Genomic DNA, 18,288 nt, shown 5'->3' with positions numbered 1-18,288 from the left:
GCCATGGTCGGGCGGCCCGGCGCGCGCGGGGCCGGGTGTCACGGTCAGCTCTGCTCCCCGACGGCCTGTGCGGGATTAGCCGAGCCAGCGGGGACGGAGCGCACCGCACGCTCCGCTCCGCTCCCTGGGAGCCTGCGCGGGATCAGCCGAGCCAGCGCGGGCAGAGCGCGCCGCAGGCTCAGCTCCGCTCCCCGACGGCCTGTGCACTGACGGTGACGATCGCGAACACGACGGCGGCGATGCGGTCGTCGTCCGCGTGGGCGTGGGGGTCCCACAGCACGTCGGTGCCGATCACCTCGGCGGTCATGTCGTCGAGCGGCTGCTCCTCGTCGCGGGCAAGCCCGTCGGCGAGCCAGGCGGCCGCGCGGCGCAGGTCGGCGCGATCGATCGTGTGGTGGGGGTCCTCGATCGACGCGCCGAGCACGTCGGCGACGGAGACTCCCCGGCAGCGGAGCCCGGCCACCGCACCGGACAGTGCGCCCGCCGCGACCGCGAGGCCGTAGCCCGCGGCGATGAGCGCGTCCCAGGAGACGGGGCCCGCGATGTCCTCCAGTCCGAGCGAGACGCCCGCCCGGTCCGTCACGGCGACCATCACCGCCCGATGCGCATGGCAGTAGACAGCGGTCGCGGAGGGAGCGGGGGTCGGCACGGCGGTCCTCTTTCCGGGGAGCCCGCCTCGCTCGTCCGCGCGAGGGCACGGAACGGCTCTCACTCTAGTCCGCGGATACGACGAAACCCCCGGACGTATCCGGGGGTTTCGAGCTGTAGCAGGAGCGGGGCTTGAACCCGCGACCTCACGATTATGAGTCGTGCGCTCTCACCAACTGAGCTACCCTGCCGCACGGCATCCGCATCGCAGATGCGAACTCCGAGCCCCGAGTCAGGATTGAACTGACGACCCCTTCCTTACCATGGAAGTGCTCTGCCACTGAGCTATCGGGGCGTGCTGCCCCTCGCGGGGCAGCCACACGAGAATACCATCACTGTGGCGTCCTCATGAAATCAGGCCGGTCAGTACGACGTGCGTCCGGCGTTGGCGCGGAGCCACGGCATCGGGTCGATCGTCGTGCCGTTGACGATGAGCTCGAAGTGGAGGTGCGCGCCGTAGGAGCGGCCCGTGTTCCCGGTCTTGCCGATGACGGTGCCGACGGTGACCCGGTCGCCCGCCTTCACCTGGAGCGAGCCGTACTGCATGTGCGCATAGTGGCTGGTGATGGTCTGGCCGTCGATCACGTGGTCGATGTAGACCGTGACCCCGTAGGCGCCGCCCTGCTCCGTGGCGGTGCGCACCACGCCGTCGGCGATCGCCTGGATGGGCGCGCCGTTGCCGGGGGTGAAGTCGATGCCCTCGTGCAGGCGCCCGCTGCGCATGCCATAGCCGTACGACATGCCGACGCCGACCATGAACGGCCACTGGATGGCCGCGTCGGGGTCGTTCGTGAAGACCTCGCCCGAGTAGTTGATGCCCTGCTCGGCCGCGACCTCGACGAGCGAGACCGTGCTGTAGTCGTCGTTGCGGGTGAGCGGTGCGTTCTGCACGTCGGAGGGCGCGACGAAGGCCTGGATCTCGTCCTTCGCCGACCCCGCGGCGTCGGCGGCGGCAGCGGTCACGAGGGAGGTGGACGCCATCGACCCTCCGCGCGCGGCGGCGACGGCCTCGGCGGGCAGCGTCATGGAGACCGCGAGCAGTCCGGCCAGACCCATGACACCGACGGTCGCGCCGACCGTCACGAAGCGCCGGAGACGGCGGGGACGCGATGCGACGTGTTCGGCCGCCGCACCCTGCACGTCGGCGGCGCTGGCGAACGACCGGGCACTCGCGGCCGCAGCAGGGACGGTGCGCACGGTGCCGGTGCTACGGAAGGCGCGCGAGGCACGCTCGAACGCGTCTCCCTCGGCGTCGGCTTCGGCCACGAACGGCTCGGAGGCCGGCGGGATGGCCTCGGCGGCTGCGGCCTCGGCGGGTGCCTCGTGCGTCGCCGCGAGGGGCACGGCGGGGACGTCGGCCACGGCGGGCGCGGGCGTCGCGGCGATGAACGGTTCGGCGGGAGCCTGAGGCACCGGCGGGACGTCATTCGGCCGCTGACGTGCGGCGCGACGGGAGAGGGGTGCGACGGCGGCGAGCGCGACCACGGTCTCCGCGTGAGCGAGGGGTGCCGTCGCCCCGGTCGCCGGGGCCTCGGTGGCCGCAGTGCGATGACGGCTGGAGCGACGCGTGGGCGCAGCGGCAGCCTGGGGATTCTCGAAGGGCAAAACTAGTCTCTCGGTCGTTCGTGTTGCTCGGGGGCGCAATGACAGCTTTCACCTTCGGGTGGTGAAAGTAACGATCGGGTAAACACTACCCCGATCACCCTGGGAATGCCATGTATCAGTCCAGGTTTCTCAGCACAGGATCTCGGTGAGCCGCGCGTGCACGGCTGGTCCTCCGGCGATCAGCAGCGGCCGAGGGGAGTCGGTGTCGACGCGCGTCACGATGCCGCCCGCCTCGCTCACCAGGAGCGCGCCCGCCGCGAGGTCCCAGGGGGCCAGTCCGCGCTCGAAGTAGCCGTCGAGTCGACCAGCGGCGACGTACGCGAGGTCGAGTGCGGCCGACCCCATCCGCCGGAGGTCCCGCGCGATGGGCATCACCCGGCGCACGGTCGCGAGGTCGCCGTCGTGGGTCGCGGGGTCGTAGCCGAACCCGGTGGCGAGGAGCGCGCCGGCCGGTGTCTCCTGCGTGACCTCGAGGCGCCTGCCGCCGAGCCAGGCTCCGTGACCTCGAGCGGCGGTGAACGTCTCCCCCACGGCCGGTGCGTGCACGGCGGCGGCGAGCGCCTCCCACCGGCTCGGGTCGGGCTCTCCCTGGACGGCCGCGATGCTGACGTTGTAGGCCGGGATGCCGTAGGCGTAGTTGACGGTGCCGTCGATGGGGTCGACCACCCAGGTGATCCCGCTGTCGCCCGCCGCCGTACCGGACTCCTCGCCGAGGAAGCCGTCGTGCGGCCGCGCCGTCAGCAGACGGTCGCGGATGAGCGCCTCGACCTCGCGGTCGGCCTCGGTCACGATGTCGGCCAGTGTCGACTTGGTCGCGGCCAGGGTGACCCCCTGCTGTCGGCGTGTCCTGGCGAGCTCCCCCGCCTCCCGAGCGACCTCCGCGGCGAGCGCGCCGAGCTCCTGCTCCTGTGACACTGTCACGACGCCCGGTTCCCCGGCGCGGGAGGGGGCGGCGGGAACGCGGGAGGTTCGCCCTGATGCGGCGCGGGGGGCTCCGGCGCGGCGGGTCGGGGCGGCACCGGTGCGTCCGGTACCGGAGGGCCGGGCTGGGCCACCGGGGGTGCGGAGGGCGCAGCCGGAGGCGCGGGCTGCGCGACCGCGGCCTCGGGAACCACGGGGAACGCCGTGGTCTGCGGCTGCGGGAGAGCCTGCTGCGGAGCCGTCGGGTAGCCGGTGTAGTACGCGTTCCAGTCGGGCGAGCCGTCGGGCAGTGCGGGGAGCGGGGTGCGGCCGTCGGCGAACGTGGGCCACGCGGGAGCCGGGTTCTGCGGCGTCGGCGTGGCGGCCTTCCTCGGCGCGAACAGCGCGTTCAGCAGGGGGATGAGCGTGGTGCCCACCGCGACCAGGATCGTGAGGGCGACCACGATGCGCCAGTACAGCTCGCTGTAGTCGAACGTGTTCGGGAACGCGAGGAAGAACACGAGCATCGCCACGAGCGCACCGAGGAACACGACCGTCACGATGAAGATGACGCGCGTGAAGGTGGTGACGTGGCGCTGCGCCGCCTTCGTGAACAGACGCACGTGCAGCAGGGCGAGCTGGAGCACTCCGATCACGAGCAGGAGTTGGAAGAAGCGCTCCGCCCCGAAGTAGATGCCGTCTTCCGGGAGCCAGATCTTCACGAGCCCTACCAGGAGCGCCACGACCCAGCTGACCATGCTCGCGAGCTGGAGCCAGTCCGGGCGGTTGGGGGCGAGCCCGGCCTCCAGGATCGCGATGCCGGCGAACGCGGCCAGGAGCAGGATCGTGAGGAAGGCGCGACCGATCAGGCCGTTCTGGTCGCCGATCAGCACCCACACCACGCACACGAGCGCGGCCGCGATCAGCGCGCCGATCGCCACCCAGATCGAGCCTCGGATGAGCAGCGACATGTTCTTCTTCTCAGCCTGCGGCGGCGTGCTGATGTCCGGATGGGACATGGGGGTCCTCTCGTCGAGTGGCGATCGATGTCCACATCCTCCCACGCGCGCCGGTCCCGGTTCGGGGATCTTCGCGCCGTGCGGACGGACGCGACGAAAACCGGTGGCTGGGGAGGAAGAGTCAGGCCGTCTTGCGCGCCGATGCCGCAGCGAACGCGGCGACCCGCGCCTGCGCGTCGGGAGTCTCGAGCGCGGCACCGATCGAGCGCGCCTCCTCCGACAGCTGCTCGACGAAAGTGCGCTCGGGCTGCGACCGCACCAGCCGCTTGGCCTGGCCATAGGCATCCGCGGCCCCGGCCAGCCAGAAACGGGCGACCCCCTCGGCGCGCGAGCGCACGGCCTCCGCCTCCGCAGCCGCGTCCTCGCCCTCCACGACCTCGGCCACCAGTCCCCACTCCAGCGCCTCGGCCGCCGTCAGCAGCCGATCCTGCAGCACGAGCTGCAGCGCTCTGCGCTGACCGATCGCACGGGCCAGCTGCGCCGACACCGACAGGTCGGGCGTGAGACCGATGTTGGCGTACAGGCTCCCGAGCTTCGATCGTGCCCCGACCACGGCGTAATCGGTCGCGAGCAGGATGCCGAGCCCGCCACCGGCCGTCGTGCCGTGGGCGGCGGCGACCACCGGGATGCTCGACTCGGTCAGCGAGCGGATGCCCGCGTTGATCACCTCGGCGAGCGCCGTGATCTCGGCACCGGAGGCGCCCATCGTGGTCGCCATGTCGATCACGTCGCCGCCCGCGCAGAACGCCGGCCCCGCCGCGTCGAGGAGGATCGCCTTCACGTCGCTCCGCGAGGTGGCCTCGGCCGTCGCGTCACGCCAGGCGTGGGCCAGATCGGCGTTGAAGGCGTTGAGGCGAGCCGGACGGTTCAGCGTCAGCCGCGCCATCCCCTCGTCGACCGCGAACAGGATGGCTTCACTCATGGCGTCTCCCTCGAGCACAGGACGTGTGGATCCAGGCTAGCCGGACTCAGCCCTGCTCCCACACGCGGGAGACGAACCCCTCCATCCGGCGGCGCGTGCCGTCGAGGCGGAAGTCGGCCTGACCCGCCGCACGGATCTCGTTCGGCGCGAGCGGATGCGCGAGTCGCACGTTCTCGTGACAGGAGAGGTCCGCGCAGATGTACGTGCCGAAGGAGTCGCCGCGAGCGCCGGCCTCGCCCGCCCGTCGCGCGGAGAACAGCGCGACCTGGTTGCCCGGCTGCATCGTGTGGCAGATGTTGCACATGCCGGAGCGCCCGCGACCGGGCTCCGACGCCCGCAGCACGACACCGACCACGCGTCCCTCGTGCTGGATCAGCACGTAGCCGCGCTTGCCGGCGCTCGGGTCGCGCCAGGCGAAGAAGTCGAGGTAGTCCCAGTCGACCAGGAGGAAGTCGTGCGGCATCTCCATGACGCGCAGCTCGTCCGCGTCCGCGTTCACGAACGAGGCCCGGACGTCGGCTTCGGTGAGGGCTCGCATCACTCCAGTCTAGGAAACGCCCTCGACGGCGGGCGCGGTCCGTGCCGCGGAGGCACCGCTGCGCTCGCGGATGAGGAACCCGAAGCCGAACGCGATGAAGAACATCAGCACCCCGTAGACGGCCGCGGGGAGGCTCAGCTCCACCGAACCGAGCACGGACTGCGCGATCACGATCGCCAGGGTCGCGTTGTGGATGCCGATCTCGAACGACGTCGCGATCGCCTGACGCTTGCCCACCCGCAGCATCCGCGGGATGAGGAATCCGACTGCGAGGCTGACCAGGCAGAACAGCACGGTGATGAGGGCCAGACGCGCCACGTTGTCGACCAGGAGCGTCCAGTTCGAGGCCACGGCGCCCGCGATCACGACGATCAGGATGACGACCGAGGCGATGCGCACCGGCTTGTCCATGCTCGCGGCGAACCGTGGCCAGAACCGCCGGATCAGCATGCCGAGCGCGACGGGCAGCAGCACGATCGCGAACACCTCGAGGGCCTTCGACCACTGCAGCCCCAGCGTGTCATCGAACGGGCGGAAGTAGGCGATCGCGAGGTTCGTGATGATCGGCAGGGTGATCACGGCGATCACCGAGTTCACCGCCGTGAGCGAGATGTTGAGGGCGATGTCGCCGCGGAACAGGTGGCTGTACAGGTTCGCCGTGGTGCCGCCCGGCGACGCGGCGAGCATCATCATGCCCACCGCCAGCACCGGCGGCAGCTGGAACAGCAGCACGAGCCCGAAGCAGACGGCCGGCAGGAGCACCAGCTGACACAGCAGCGCGACGATCACCGCCCTCGGCTGCTTGAGCACCCGGGCGAAGTCGCCGAGGGTGAGGCTGAGGCCCAGACCCAGCATGATGATGCCGAGCGCGACGGGCAGTCCGATGGTGGTCAACGCTGATCCCATGGCACTCAGTGTGGCGGACGGAGGGCCTCGGTGTCACGGGTTCGTGAGACGCGCGCCGAAACGGAAGAAGCCCCCGACGAGCGGGGGCTTCCGTGGTGGCGAGTGAGGGATTCGAACCCCCGAAGTCGAAGACGGCTGATTTACAGTCAGATCCCTTTGGCCACTTGGGTAACTCGCCAGAGCGCACCCGTCCGACTTCAACAGCCAACCGGGGGCACGAAGATCCATCATACCCGCACGATGCGGGGTCGAGAAATCGAGGCGTCAGCTGCCGTGCACCCCGCGGTCGGACTCGGCGAGCGACTCGGGCGTGCGCAGCAGACCGCCCTCGGCCCTGCACGTCGCGGCCGCGATGTCCATGGCCCGTCGCAGCAGGGCGTCCCACTCCCCTGCGGCCTGCGGAGCAGCGGCGACCAGACCGGCCGCGACGGCGGCGAGCGTCGCATCGCCCGCCCCCACGGTGTCGACGAGGCGCCCGGGCAGCGCGGAGATCGGGGCCGTCGAGGTGCCGGCGTCGGACTCGAGCACCGCGCCGTCCGCACCCGCGGTGGCCAGCACCGCGCGCACGCCGAGCCCCCGGAGACGGGAGCGCAGCGCGTCGAGGTCGCCGTCGTAGAGCACCGCCGCGTCGTCGGCGCCGACCTTCACGACCTCGGCCTGCGCGGCCAGACGCTCGAAGCCGCGCACGAACTCGTCGCGGTCGCTCAGCATGCCCGTGCGCGGGTTCGGATCGATCGCGAGGCGCGCACCGTCCAGGGCGGCCGCGAGCGCGTCGACCTCGGCGGGTGCGTCGAACGGGAAGCAGCTGACGACCGCGAGGTCGGCGTCCGCGATCGCGGCCACCGCCTCGTCCGAGTAGCGGATCGTGCGCTCCTGGGCGGCACGGTTGAAGACGTAGCTCGGCTCGCCGTTCGCGGCCCGGGTCACGACGGCGCGCGACGACCCGTGCGGCGCCGCGCTCGCGATCAGGCGCACGCCGTGGTCCGCCACATACTCGCGGATGTGCGCGCCTGCGACGTCTTCTCCGACCATCGCGATGAGCGTCGTGGGGATTCCGAGCCGCCGCAGACCCACCGCCACGTTCAGGGCGGCTCCGCCGACGAACTCGCGGACGCCGCTGTCATCCCGGATCTCGTCGATCAGGGCGTCTCCGATGACGACGGCCGAGCCGCCGGGGGAAGTCTCAGTGCTCACTCGCCGACCCTACCGCGCCCGCCCGCGCTCCGGAGCGCTGCCGAATTGCGCGCACAACTCAGGAGATCTCCGTCCCCACGCTTCTGCAAGCGCACGAAGGCGGCCTGCCGCCCCGGATCTCCTGAGTCGCGCACACCCGCACGCGCCGAGGGACGACGAAGGCCCCGGGCGATGCCCGGGGCCTTCGTTCACTCAGTCACACCTCAGTTGTAGGTACCGGGGGTGATGTCGTCCGTCGAGAACGCGTCGAAGTCGACGTAGCCGAAGTCGCCGTCCGCGTACGCGCCGTCGGATGCGAAGATCCGGTTCGGGTAGCGCTCGCTCTTGGCTTCCTCGGTGGCCTCGACCGTGACGTCGCGGTACTTCGAGAGACCGGTTCCGGCGGGGATGAGCTTACCGATGATGACGTTCTCCTTGAGACCGACCAGCGGGTCGCGCTTGCCCTCCATGGCGGCCTGCGTGAGCACGCGGGTCGTCTCCTGGAAGGACGCGGCGGACAGCCACGACTCGGTCGCGAGCGACGCCTTCGTGATACCCATCAGCTCCGGGCGACCCGACGCGGGGCGCTTGCCCTCGGCCACGGCCTCGCGGTTGATCTGCTGGTAGCGCTTCAGGTCGACCATCTCACCCGGCAGGAGGGTCGTGTCGGCGTGGTCGACGACGGTGACCTTGCGGAGCATCTGGCGGACGATGACCTCGATGTGCTTGTCGTGGATCGGCACACCCTGCGAGCGGTACACGCCCTGCACGCCGCCGACGAGGTACTTCTGCACCTCGCGGGCACCCATGACGCGCATGACCTCCTTGGGGTCGAGCGTGCCGACCTGCAGGGGCTGACCGACCGAGACATGCTGGCCGTCCTCGACGAGGAGCGTCGCACGCTTCAGCACCGGGTAGACGACGGGCTCGTCGCCGTTGTCGGGCGTCAGGATGACCTTCTTGGCCTTGTCGGTCTCGTCGATCGTGATGCGGCCGTCGGCCTCGGCGATCGGCGACGCACCCTTGGGGGTACGAGCCTCGAACAGCTCCTGCACACGGGGCAGACCCTGCGTGATGTCGTCGGCCGACGCGGAACCACCGGTGTGGAAGGTACGCATCGTCAGCTGGGTACCGGGCTCACCGATCGACTGGGCCGCGATGATGCCGACGGCCTCGCCGATGTCGACCGTCTTGCCGGTCGCGAGCGAACGGCCGTAGCACTGCGCGCACACGCCGACGGCGGAGTCGCAGGTCAGGACCGAGCGGACCTTGATGGTCTCGACACCCGCAGCGACCAGCTTGTCGATGAGCACGTCGCCCACGTCGTCGCCGGCCGAGGCGAGGACCTCGCCCGCCGCGTTCACGACGTCGGAGGCCAGCGTCCGGGCGAACACCGAGTTCTCGACGTTCGCGTCGCGCACCAGCTCACCCTGCGAGTTCGGCGCGGCGATCGGGAGCTCGAGGCCCTTCGACGTGCCACAGTCCTCTTCGCGGATGATGACGTCCTGCGAGACGTCCACCAGACGACGGGTCAGGTAACCCGAGTCGGCGGTACGCAGAGCGGTGTCGGCCAGACCCTTACGGGTACCGTGCGTCGCGATGAAGTACTCCGCCACCGACAGACCCTCGCGGTACGAGGAGATGATCGGACGCGGGATGATCTCACCCTTGGGGTTGTTCACCAGACCACGCATACCGGCGATGTTCCGGATCTGCAGCCAGTTACCACGGGCGCCCGAGGACACCATGCGGTTGATGGTGTTGTCCTCCGGGAAGTGCGCCTTCATCGCGGCCTGCACCTCGTCGGTCGCCTCGGTCCAGATCTTGATGAGCTCCTGACGACGCTCGGCGTCGGTCGTGAGGCCCTTCTCGTACTGGGACTGGACCTTCGCGGCCTGCTTCTCGTAGCCCGCGACGATCTCCGCCTTGTTCGGCGGGGTGAGGATGTCGCTCAGCGCGACGGTGACACCCGAACGGGTCGCCCAGTAGAAGCCGGCATCCTTGATGCGGTCCAGCGTGGCGGCCGTCTCGACCTTGGGGTACTCCTCGGCCAGCTTGTTGACGATCTGCGACAGCTTGCCCTTGTCGGCCTGCTCGCGGACGAAGGGGTAGCCCTTCGGCAGCGCGTCGTTGAAGATCGCCTGACCGAGCGACGCGTCGACCAGACCGTGCTTCTCGTAGCCCTCGGGAGCCTCGCCCTCCAGGAAGGCCAGACCCGGGATGCGGATGCGGACCTTCGCCTGCAGGTCGAGCGTGCCCTCGTCGTACGCGAGCTGCGCCTCACCGACGGAGCCGAACGCACGGCCCTCGCCCTTGGCGCCGGCCTTGACCGTGGTCAGGTGGTGCAGACCGATGATCATGTCCTGCGAGGGCAGGGTCACCGGACGGCCGTCCGACGGCTTGAGGATGTTGTTCGACGCGAGCATCAGCACGCGGGCCTCGGCCTGAGCCTCGACCGACAGCGGCAGGTGCACGGCCATCTGGTCACCGTCGAAGTCGGCGTTGAACGCCGCGCAGACGAGCGGGTGCAGCTGGATGGCCTTGCCCTCCACGAGCTGCGGCTCGAACGCCTGGATGCCCAGACGGTGCAGGGTGGGTGCACGGTTGAGCAGCACCGGACGCTCGCGGATGATCTCCTCGAGCACGTCCCAGACCTCGGGACGCGTGCGCTCGACCGCGCGCTTCGCGGCCTTGATGTTCTGCGAGTGACCGAGGTCGATCAGGCGCTTGATGACGAACGGCTTGAACAGCTCGAGCGCCATCTGCTTGGGCAGACCGCACTGGTGCAGCTTGAGCTGCGGGCCGACCACGATGACCGAACGGCCCGAGTAGTCGACACGCTTGCCGAGCAGGTTCTGACGGAAACGACCCTGCTTTCCCTTGAGCATGTCGCTCAGGGACTTCAGTGCACGGTTGCCGGTACCGGTGACGGGGCGACCACGGCGGCCGTTGTCGAACAGCGCGTCGACGGCCTCCTGCAGCATCCGCTTCTCGTTGTTGACGATGATCTCGGGGGCGCCGAGGTCGATCAGGCGACGGAGACGGTTGTTGCGGTTGATCACGCGGCGGTACAGGTCGTTCAGGTCGGAGGTCGCGAAGCGGCCACCGTCGAGCTGCACCATCGGACGCAGCTCCGGCGGGATCACCGGAACGACGTCGAGCACCATCGCGGCCGGGCTCATGCCGGTCTCGAGGAACGAGTTGACGACCTTGAGGCGCTTGATCGCACGGATCTTGCGCTGGCCCTTGCCCTCCGAGATCTGCAGGTGCAGGCTCTCGGCCTCGGCGGTCAGGTCGAACGCGGCCAGGCGACGCTGGATCGCCTCGGCACCCATGTAGGCCTCGAAGTACTGGCCGAAGCGGTCCTGCAGCTCGTGGAAGACGTCGTCCTCCGGGCGCAGGGCACCGACCTCGAGCGTGCGGAAGTCCTCCCACACGCGCTCCAGCTTCAGGATCGCCTCGTCGGCACCCTTGCGGATGAGCGACATCTCCTTCTCGGCGGCGTCCTTGACCTTCTTCTTGGCGTCGGCCTTGGCACCCTCGGCCTCGAGAGCCGCGAGCTCCTCCTCCAGCTTGGCCAGGCGCTCCGCGATCTTGGCGTCGCGGCGGTCGCCGAGCGTCTTCAGCTCGAGGCGGATGTTGTTCTCCTGCGTGCCCAGGTCGCGGTGACGAGCATCCTCGTCGACCGAGATGACCATGTAGGCGGCGAAGTAGATGACCTTCTCGAGGTCCTTCGGCGCCATGTCGAGCAGGTAGCCGAGGCGCGAGGGCACGCCCTTGAAGTACCAGATGTGGGTGACGGGAGCGGCGAGCTCGATGTGACCCATGCGCTCACGGCGGACGGAGCTCTTGGTGACCTCCACGCCACAGCGCTCACAGACGATGCCCTTGAAGCGGACGCGCTTGTACTTGCCGCAGGCGCACTCCCAGTCACGGGACGGGCCGAAGATCTGCTCTCCGAAGAGACCGTCCTTCTCCGGCTTGAGGGTGCGGTAGTTGATGGTTTCGGGCTTCTTGACCTCGCCGTAGGACCACGCGCGGATGTGGTCTGCGGTCGCCAGGCCGATGCGAAGCTCATCGAAGGTTGTGGACTCGAGCACTAGTTCTCCTGTGTCGGAAATTCTGTTTGAGAAGTCTGCTTCGGTGAGCCGGGGACACGGCGGTCCCCGGCTCCCGAAGGATTAGATCTCGTCGATCGAGGCGGCCTCGAAGCGGCTGGAGATGTTGATACCGAGTTCCTCTGCGGCACGGAACGCCTCGTCGTCGGTGTCGCGGAGGTTGACCAGCGTGCCGTCGGCCGAGAGGACCTCGACATTCAGGCAGAGCGACTGCATCTCCTTCATGAGCACCTTGAACGACTCCGGGATGCCGGGCTCCTGGATGTTCTCGCCCTTGACGATCGCCTCGTACACCTTGACGCGGCCGAGGATGTCGTCGGACTTGATCGTGAGGAGCTCCTGGAGGGCGTACGCGGCGCCGTAGGCCTCGAGGGCCCACACCTCCATCTCACCGAAGCGCTGTCCACCGAACTGCGCCTTACCACCGAGCGGCTGCTGGGTGATCATCGAGTACGGACCGGTGGAGCGGGCGTGGATCTTGTCGTCCACCAGGTGGTGGAGCTTCAGGATGTACATGTAGCCCACGGAGATCGGCGCCGGGAACGGCTCGCCGGAGCGGCCGTCGAACAGCTGCGTCTTGCCGCTCGAGTCGATCAGGCGCAGGCCGTCCCGCGTCGGGAGCGTCGAGTCGAGCAGACCGGCGATCTCCTCCTCGCTGGCGCCGTCGAACACCGGGGTCGCGACCTTCGTGCCGGGGGCGGCCTCGAAGGCCTGCTCCGGCAGCTTGGCGGCCCACTCCGGGGTGCCCTCGACCTTCCAGCCCTGCTTCGCGATCCACCCGAGGTGGGTCTCGAGCACCTGGCCGAAGTTCATTCGACCCGGAATGCCCAGCGGGTTGAGGACGATGTCGACCGGCGTGCCGTCCGAGAGGAACGGCATGTCCTCGACGGGCAGGATCTTCGCGATGACACCCTTGTTGCCGTGACGGCCGGCGAGCTTGTCACCCTCGGTGATCTTGCGCTTCTGGGCGATGTAGACCACGACGCGGCGGTTCACGCCGGAGCCGAGCTCGTCGTCGCCGTCCTCGGCGTTGAACTCCTTGACGGCGATGATCGTGCCCTGCTCACCGTGCGGCACCTTCAGCGACGTGTCGCGGACCTCGCGGCTCTTCTCGTTGAAGATCGCGCGGAGCAGGCGCTCCTCGGCCGACAGCTCGGTCTCACCCTTCGGCGTGACCTTGCCGACGAGGATGTCGCCGGGGCGGACCTCGGCACCGATGCGGATGATGCCGCGCTCGTCGAGATCCTTCAGCAGCTCGGGGCTGACGTTGGGGAGGTCACGGGTGATCTCCTCCTTGCCGAGCTTGGTGTCGCGGGCGTCGACCTCGTACTCCTCGATGTGGATCGACGAGAGGGTGTCGTCCTTCACCAGGTCCTGGCTCAGGATGATGGCGTCCTCGAAGTTGTAGCCCTCCCACGTCATGAACGCGACGAGGAGGTTCTTGCCGAGGGCCAGCTCGCCGTTCTCGGTGGCGGGGCCGTCGGCGATGACCTCGCCGACCTCGACGCGCTCACCGGCCGACACGACGACCTTCTGGTTGTAGGAGGTGCCCTGGTTCGAGCGGTCGAACTTGCGCAGGTGGTACTCCTGCGTGCCGCCCTCGTCGAGCATGACCACGACGCGGTCGGCGGAGACCTCGGAGACGACACCGGCCTTCTCGGCGGTGATCACGTCGCCCGCGTCGATGGCGGTGTAACCCTCCATACCGGTGCCGACGAGCGGCGAGTCGCTGCGCAGCAGCGGCACGGCCTGGCGCTGCATGTTGGCGCCCATGAGCGCGCGCTGCGCGTCGTCGTGCTCGAGGAAGGGCACGAGCGAGGTCGCGACCGACACCATCTGGCGCGGCGAGACGTCGATGTAGCCGATCTCCTCCGGCAGGAACAGGTCGACCTCACCGCTACCGCCCTTGGGGCGCGCGAGCACGTGGCTCTCGCGGAAGCGACCCTTCGCATCGAGCGGCGCGTTGGCCTGCGCGATGTTGAAGTCGACCTCCTCGGACGCCGTGAGGTAGTCGATCTGCTCGGTCACGACACCGTCGACGACCTTGCGGTACGGGGTCTCGATGAAGCCGAACGAGTTGATGCGCGCGAAGGTCGCCAGCGCACCGATCAGGCCGATGTTCGGGCCTTCCGGTGTCTCGATCGGGCACATGCGGCCGTAGTGCGAGGGGTGGACGTCACGGACCTCGACGCCGGCGCGGTCGCGGCTCAGACCACCGGGGCCGAGGGCCGAGAGGCGGCGCTTGTTGGTCAGACCCGCGAGCGGGTTGTTCTGGTCCATGAACTGCGACAGCTGCGAGGTTCCGAAGAACTCCTTGATCGCGGCGACGACGGGGCGCACGTTGATCAGCGTCTGCGGCGTGATGGCCTCGATGTCCTGCGTGGTCATGCGCTCGCGGACGACGCGCTCCATGCGGGACAGACCCGTGCGGACCTGGTTCTGGATCAGCTCGCCGACCGCGCGGATGCGACGGTTGCCGAAGTTGTCGATGTCGTCGGTCGCGAGACGGATCTCCGTCTTCTTGCCGCCGCGGATGCCCTCGAAGGTCTCCTCGGTGCCGGCGTGCAGACGCACCAGGTACTTGATGGTCGCGACGATGTCCTGCACCGTCAGCACCGACTCCGTCAGCGGGGTGTCGAGACCCAGCTTGTGGTTGATCTTGTACCGGCCGACCTTGGCGAGGTCGTAGCGCTTCGGGTTGAAGTAGAAGTTGTCGAGCAGCGCGCGGGCGGCCTCGGCGGCCACCTGCTCGCCCGGACGCAGCTTGCGGTAGATGTCGCGCAGCGCGTCTTCCTTGGTGACGATCGTGTCCTTCGCGAGCGTCTCCTCGATGGAGGTGTAGCCGGCGAACTCGGCCAGGATCTCCTCGCTGGTCATGCCCAGCGCCTTGAGGAAGACCGTGACGGACTGCTTGCGCTTGCGGTCGACGCGCACGCCCACCTGGTCGCGCTTGTCGATCTCGAACTCGAGCCAGGCACCGCGGCTCGGGATGACGCGCGCCGAGACGATGTCCTTGTCGGAGGTCTTGTCGGGCGTCTTGTCGAAGTAGACACCGGGCGAGCGGACGAGCTGCGACACGACGACGCGCTCGGAGCCGTTGATGATGAACGTGCCCTTGTCGGTCTGCAGGGGGAAGTCGCCCATGAAGACCGTCTGCGTCTTGATCTCACCCGTGAGGTGGTTCATGAACTCGGCCTCGACGTACAGCGGCGCGGCGTAGGTCTTGCCACGCTCCTTGCACTCCTCGATCGAGTACTTCTCCGGCTCGAGGTACGGGTTCGTGAACGACAGCTGCATCGTCTCGCCGAGGTCCTCGATCGGGGAGATCTCCTCGAAGATCTCGCCCAGACCGCTGTTCTCGTTCACGTCGGTGCGACCGGCGGCCTTCGCCTCGGCCACGCGCGCCTTCCAGGCGTCGTTGCCGACGAGCCAACCGAAGGACTCGGTCTGCAGAGCGAGAAGGTCGGGGACCGTCAGCGTGTCGGAGATCTTGGCGAACGAAAGACGGGAAGCTCCGCGTCCGTTCTTGGTGGTGGTGGATGTGGATGCGTTGGGAGCAGCAGCCAAGGGAATAACCTCCGTGAGCCCCGCAGGGCTTCTCGATTCCTTTGTCGTCAGGTGGAGTTCGCGCTCGAGAGCTCAACGGATGCCGACCACCATATGAGGGCAGGGAGGAGCGAGCGCAACTACCAACTATACCCACGATTCCGCGACATGGCAAGCACAGTCCTTGACCAATCTCAGAACCTGCGGTATTGGCGCTCGCTCCCCCGTGTCAGGACGCGATGCCGAGCTCGTTGCCCGGGATCGAGGCGAGCAGGCGCCGCGTATAGGGGTCGCGCGGATTCGTGAAGATCTCCTCCGACGTCGCCGCCTCGACCAGCTTCCCGTCCTTCATCACGCACACGTAGTCGCTGATGAGCCGCACCACCGCGAGGTCGTGCGAGATGAACAGGTAGCTCAGGCCGTACTCCCGCTGCAGGTCGCCGAGCAGCCGCAGGATCTGGTCCTGCACCAGCACGTCGAGCGCCGACACCGGCTCGTCGCACACGATGAGGTCGGGCGAGAGCGCGAGCGCCCGGGCGATCGCGACGCGCTGCCGCTGACCGCCCGACAGCTCCGACGGGTAGCGGCGCAGCATCGACTGCGGCAGCGCCACGTCGTCGAGCAGCTGCCGCACGCGCTTGCGACGGTCGGCGCCACTCCCCCGCCGATAGAACTCCAGGGGCTCGGCGATCAAACGCTCGATCGTGAACATCGGGTTCAGGCTCGAGTACGGGTCCTGGAAGATCGGCTGCACGCGCTGCCGGAACTCCTTCGTCTCCGCCCTGCTGAGCGTCGAGACGTCCTTGCCCTCGTAGCGGATGAGTCCGCTGGTGGGCTCGATCAGCTTGAGCAGCATGCGGGCGGTCGTCGTCTTGCCCGAGCCGGACTCCCCGACGATCGCGACCGTCTCGCCGCGCGGGATCGCCAGCGACACGTCATCGACGGCCACGAAGTCCTCGTGCTTGCCCCGCACCGGATACACCTTCGTGAGGTTCTCGATCTCGACGATGTGGTCGCGCGGCTTCTCCTCCGCTGCGGGCAGCTCGGCGGCGGACGTGTCGCGCACGAACGCCTCCGGCCGCAGCCGGGCGACCGCGACCGAGGGCGCCGCCTTCACGAGCGACTGCGTGTACGGGTGCTGCGGGTCCTCCAGGATCTGCCGCGCCGGCCCCTGCTCGACCACCTTGCCGCGGTGCATCACCACGACCCGCTCCGCCCGCTCGGCCGCGAGACCGAGGTCGTGCGTGATGAGCAGCACCGCCGTGCCGAGCTCGCGCGTCATCTCGCCGATCTGGTCGAGGATGGTCTGCTGCACCGTGACGTCGAGCGCGCTGGTGGGCTCGTCGGCGATCAGCAGCCGCGGCTTGCACGCCAGCCCGATCGCGATCAGCGCGCGCTGGCGCATACCGCCGGAGAACTCGTGCGGATACTGCTTGGCGCGGCGCTCCGGATCGGGCAGGCCCGCGGCCGTGAGCGCCTCGACGACCTTCCCCTGCACGTTCTGCCGCGTGGCCAGGCCATGCGCGAGCAGCGTCTCGGCGACCTGCGTGCCGATCTTGGCGACCGGGTTGAGGTTCGACATCGGGTCTTGCGGGACCAGGCCGATGTCGCGCCCCCGGATCGTGCGCAGCTCGTTCTCCGAGGCGTGCGCGATCTCGCGGCCGTCCAGGCGGATACTGCCCGCCGCGACCTTCCCGCCCCCGGCGAGCAGCCCGATGATGGCCATCGCGGTGGTGGACTTGCCCGACCCGGACTCGCCCACGATCGCGACCGTCTCGCCCGGTCGGATCTCCAGGTCGACGCCCTCGACCGCGTGCACGACGCCGTCCATGGTGGCGAAGTCGACCGCCAGTCCCTCGACCGACAGCAGCGGCTCGTCCGACATGCGGTCCTCCCTCGCGGCGCGCGCGGCGCCCTCGTCTCGCGTGTTCATCGTGCCCTCGTCCTCGGGTCCATGGCCTCGCGCAGCGCCTCACCCAGCAGGGTGAAGCCGAGCGCGGTGACCGCGATGCAGATGCCGGGCAGGAACGCCAGCCACGGCGCGATCGCCAGCTCCGCCTGGGCGTAGGTGAGCATGCGCCCCCACTCGGCGGTCTCGGGGCGGCCGCCGCCGAGCCCGAGGAACGACAGCGCCGCCGCGTCGATCACCGCGGTCGCCAGCGTCAGCGTGCCCTGCACGATCACGGGGCCGATCGCATTGGGGAGCACGTGCGACATCGTGATCCGGCCGCGGCCGAGGCCCAGCGTCTGCGCCGAGAGCACGTAGTCGCTGGAGCGCTGCTGCAGCATCGACGCCCGCAGCAGCCGCGCGAAGATCGGCACCTGCGAGGCACCGATCGCGATCATGACCGCGAACGGCGTCTGGCCGAGGATCGCCGCGATCGACACCGCCAGCAGCAGGTTCGGCACGGACAGGATGATGTCGACCACGCGCATGATGACCGTGTCGACCCAGCCGCCGAACGTGCCGGCGATGAGCCCGAGCAGCATGCCGCCGACGAGCCCCATCGCGGTCGAGACGACACCGATGAGCAGCGACGCCTGCGCGCCCCAGATCAGCTTCGAGAGCACGTCGCCGCCGAAGCGGTCGAGCCCGAGCGGGAACTCCGGCAGCTCGCCCGGTCCGGGGATGTGCGTCGGGGTGATGAACTTCGCGCCGGGGAGCGCGGTCTCCGGATACGGGGCGATCACCGGTGCCAGCAGGGCGATCGCCAGGAAGACGAGCACGATGACCGCGCCGATCCATGCGGTCGGGTTGCGGCGGAGTCGACGGAACACGTCGCTCCAGAAGCCGCCGCCGTTCTTCAGATCGGCCTGGGCGATCGCGACGGTGTCGATGCTTCCCCCGCTCTCGGCGGAGGGTCCCTGTGCGGGTGGGAGGGCGATGCTCATGCGACCGCCTCCTTTCGGACG

At 69.2% G+C, this 18,288-nt stretch carries 12 protein-coding genes and 3 tRNA genes; all 15 read right to left on the bottom strand.

The annotated features are described in order from the left end of the window. Positions 1–178 precede the first annotated feature (178 nt). Positions 179–649, bottom strand: coding sequence for a hypothetical protein (locus KV394_RS09140; RefSeq protein ID WP_247981286.1), 471 nt, complete (start codon positions 647–649; stop codon positions 179–181). A gap of 116 nt (positions 650–765) precedes the next feature. Further along, positions 766–839, bottom strand: a tRNA-Met gene (locus KV394_RS09135). Between the two features lie 32 nt (positions 840–871). Further along, a tRNA-Thr gene (locus KV394_RS09130) sits at positions 872–943 on the bottom strand. 68 nt (positions 944–1,011) lie between these two features. Beyond that, on the bottom strand, positions 1,012–2,061 hold the full coding sequence (locus KV394_RS09125) for a M23 family metallopeptidase (RefSeq protein ID WP_247981285.1): 1,050 nt from the start codon (positions 2,059–2,061) through the stop codon (positions 1,012–1,014). 321 nt (positions 2,062–2,382) lie between these two features. Then, on the bottom strand, positions 2,383–3,168 hold the full coding sequence (locus tag KV394_RS09120) for an inositol monophosphatase family protein (protein WP_136045433.1): 786 nt from the start codon (positions 3,166–3,168) through the stop codon (positions 2,383–2,385). Positions 3,169–3,170: 2 nt separating this feature from the next. Further along, the gene (locus tag KV394_RS09115; RefSeq protein ID WP_136036360.1) at positions 3,171–4,172 is read right to left on the bottom strand and encodes a hypothetical protein; all 1,002 of its coding nucleotides are present in this window, start codon (positions 4,170–4,172) and stop codon (positions 3,171–3,173) included. A gap of 121 nt (positions 4,173–4,293) precedes the next feature. Next, positions 4,294–5,094: an enoyl-CoA hydratase/isomerase family protein gene (locus KV394_RS09110; protein WP_247981284.1), complete on the bottom strand. Its 801-nt coding sequence runs from the start codon at positions 5,092–5,094 to the stop codon at positions 4,294–4,296. 46 nt (positions 5,095–5,140) lie between these two features. Next, complete coding sequence (locus KV394_RS09105) at positions 5,141–5,632, bottom strand: FBP domain-containing protein (RefSeq protein ID WP_136044941.1); 492 nt, start codon at positions 5,630–5,632, stop codon at positions 5,141–5,143. Positions 5,633–5,641: 9 nt separating this feature from the next. Beyond that, positions 5,642–6,526, bottom strand: coding sequence for a bile acid:sodium symporter family protein (locus KV394_RS09100; protein WP_240744573.1), 885 nt, complete (start codon positions 6,524–6,526; stop codon positions 5,642–5,644). Between the two features lie 105 nt (positions 6,527–6,631). Then, positions 6,632–6,716: transfer RNA gene (locus KV394_RS09095), tRNA-Tyr, on the bottom strand. 86 nt (positions 6,717–6,802) lie between these two features. Continuing rightward, the gene (locus tag KV394_RS09090) at positions 6,803–7,732 is read right to left on the bottom strand and encodes a PfkB family carbohydrate kinase (RefSeq protein WP_247981283.1); all 930 of its coding nucleotides are present in this window, start codon (positions 7,730–7,732) and stop codon (positions 6,803–6,805) included. A 203-nt stretch (positions 7,733–7,935) separates the two neighbouring features. Then, entirely contained in the window at positions 7,936–11,811 is a 3,876-nt protein-coding gene (gene rpoC, locus KV394_RS09085; protein WP_136045924.1) for a DNA-directed RNA polymerase subunit beta', read from the bottom strand. Between the two features lie 81 nt (positions 11,812–11,892). Continuing rightward, entirely contained in the window at positions 11,893–15,396 is a 3,504-nt protein-coding gene (gene rpoB / locus KV394_RS09080) for a DNA-directed RNA polymerase subunit beta (protein WP_136031622.1), read from the bottom strand. 208 nt (positions 15,397–15,604) lie between these two features. After that, entirely contained in the window at positions 15,605–17,308 is a 1,704-nt protein-coding gene (locus tag KV394_RS09075) for an ABC transporter ATP-binding protein (RefSeq protein WP_136035907.1), read from the bottom strand. Continuing rightward, the gene (locus KV394_RS09070; RefSeq protein ID WP_136031619.1) at positions 17,305–18,267 is read right to left on the bottom strand and encodes an ABC transporter permease; all 963 of its coding nucleotides are present in this window, start codon (positions 18,265–18,267) and stop codon (positions 17,305–17,307) included. Before KV394_RS09070 ends, KV394_RS09075 begins: the two co-directional genes overlap by 4 nt. Positions 18,268–18,288 lie beyond the last annotated feature (21 nt).

The sequence above is a fragment of the Microbacterium sufflavum genome (genome assembly GCF_023101165.1).
Lineage (GTDB): Bacteria > Actinomycetota > Actinomycetes > Actinomycetales > Microbacteriaceae > Microbacterium > Microbacterium sufflavum.
The sequence above is the reverse complement of the archived record's forward strand: the minus strand, read 5'-3'. Positions and strand labels throughout refer to the sequence as shown.